The 1,647-nt window shown below is 75.5% G+C and carries 2 protein-coding genes; both read right to left on the bottom strand.

The features are described from left to right. The coding region (locus AB0C69_RS42115) for an acyl-CoA thioesterase domain-containing protein (RefSeq protein ID WP_360362513.1) at window positions 1-878 on the bottom strand (878 nt) is incomplete at its 3' end. A 52-nt stretch (window positions 879-930) separates the two neighbouring features. Further along, window positions 931-1,470, bottom strand: coding sequence for a DoxX family protein (locus AB0C69_RS42110; RefSeq protein WP_345183790.1), 540 nt, complete (start codon window positions 1,468-1,470; stop codon window positions 931-933). Window positions 1,471-1,647: the final 177 nt, after the last annotated feature.

Here is a 1,647-nt window from a genome sequence, read left to right as displayed (position 1 = left end):
GCGCGCGTGAACCGGCGAGCCCGACGTCCTCCGCGATCTCCGGCCACGCGGCTATCTGCCGAGGGGCGCGGCGTGCGGAAGAGGGTCTCCTGGGTGAGGCTGGCGACGAGCACGCCGTCCCGGGTGTGGATCGTTCCGGTGTACCAGCCGCGCCCGGCGGCGACCGTCTGCGGGACGAGGTCCATCAGCACCCAGTCGTCCATCCGGACCGGCCGGTGGAACCAGACGGCGTGGTCCAGGCTGGACCCCGACCGGGCCGCGCCGTCGTGCAGCGCGATCAGCCCGCTGGAGATGTCGGACAGGTACGTCAGCACGCAGGCGTGGAGCAGGTCGTCGTCCGGGAGCGGCGCGGTGCAGCGCGACCACAGCCGCGTCGGGAAGTCGGCCGCCTCGTAGGGCTGCGGCGGCACGCGGCTCTCCATGGAGAACAGCCGCGGGACCGGGGAGGCCGGGAGGCCGTCCGGCCCGGGGACCCGCGGCGCCGGGTGCACCTGCCGGTCCTCGTCGTCGGCGGGCCGCTGGAACGACACCGACATGTTGAAGATGACCTCGCCGCCCTGGAGCGCCACCACGCGGCGCGCCGAGAACGAGCGGCCGTCGCGGTCCCGGTCCACCCGGAAGATCGTCGGCCGCGCCGCGTCGCCGCCGCGCAGGAAGTACCCGTGCAGCGAGTGCGGCAGCCGCCCCTCGGGGACGGTGCCGCCCGCCGCGCGCAGCGCCTGCGCCGCGACCTGCCCGCCGTACAGGGGGTAGGGGTCGTCGAAGACGAGCGCTCCCCGGTAGAGGTCCCGGTCGAGCTCTTCCAGGTCCAGCAGCTCCAGGACGGAGTGGAGGGACTCCAGCCGCCCTTCGGGCTCTTCGGAGATCGAGGGTCGCACGCTCGCGACGTTATCCGACCCGGGCGCGGGCCGGCCTGTCGGGCTGGGCCGGTCAGTCCCCCGGCGTCCCGGCGGAGCGCGTGCCGGGCCGCCAGAAGGCGGCCAGCAGGAGGGCGGCGCCGATCCCGCCGGCGAGGGCGGTGACGGCCAGGCCCGTCCAGCCCGCCAGGTCCCCGTCGATTCCGAGGACGCGGTCCAGGGACGCCGCGCCGCCGCCGAGCGCGCCCACCGCGCACGCCACCATCATGATCATGACCACGTACTCGTAGCCCTGGCCGGGGCGGAAGATGAAGAAGCCGTTGCGCAGGTGCGCGGTGACGAACGCGACGGCCATCGTGCCCACCGCGCCCGCCGCCGCCAGCGGCGTGAGGAGCCCGAGCAGCAGCAGGACGCCCGCGCCCAGCTCGGTGCCGGTCGCCATCAGCGCGTGCAGGCGGCCCGGCCGCAGCCCCATCGACTCGAACCAGCCCGCCGTGCCCTCGATCCTCCCGCCGCCGAACGCGTGGTTCCACCCGTGCGCGATCAGCGTGCCGCCGACGGACACCCGCAGGACCAGGGAGGCGATGTCGATCCCCGCCGCGTCAACAGCCATGCCCGGCCCTCTCCTCGTGTGCTGGGAACGCCCAGCAACGTACCGGACCGGGAGGGCGGCCAGCGCTTCGCATGCGCGGCTTCCGACCGCAGTGCGGCGCGCTGGTGATCCCGGCCGCCTCCGCGGTGTGCGGCACCGCGCCCGCGGCGCGCACGGTCTGGGCGGCCTGAGCGTCGG

The organism is Actinomadura sp. NPDC048032, assembly GCF_040653175.1.
GTDB lineage: Bacteria > Actinomycetota > Actinomycetes > Streptosporangiales > Streptosporangiaceae > Spirillospora > Spirillospora verrucosospora.
This window is presented reverse-complemented; position numbering and strand designations above follow the sequence as displayed.

Bases quoted from the DNA above. Each gene is read 5' to 3' on its own strand.
- AB0C69_RS42110 (WP_345183790.1), bottom strand. From the start codon at position 1,470: ATGGCTGTTGACGCGGCGGGGATCGACATCGCCTCCCTGGTCCTGCGG.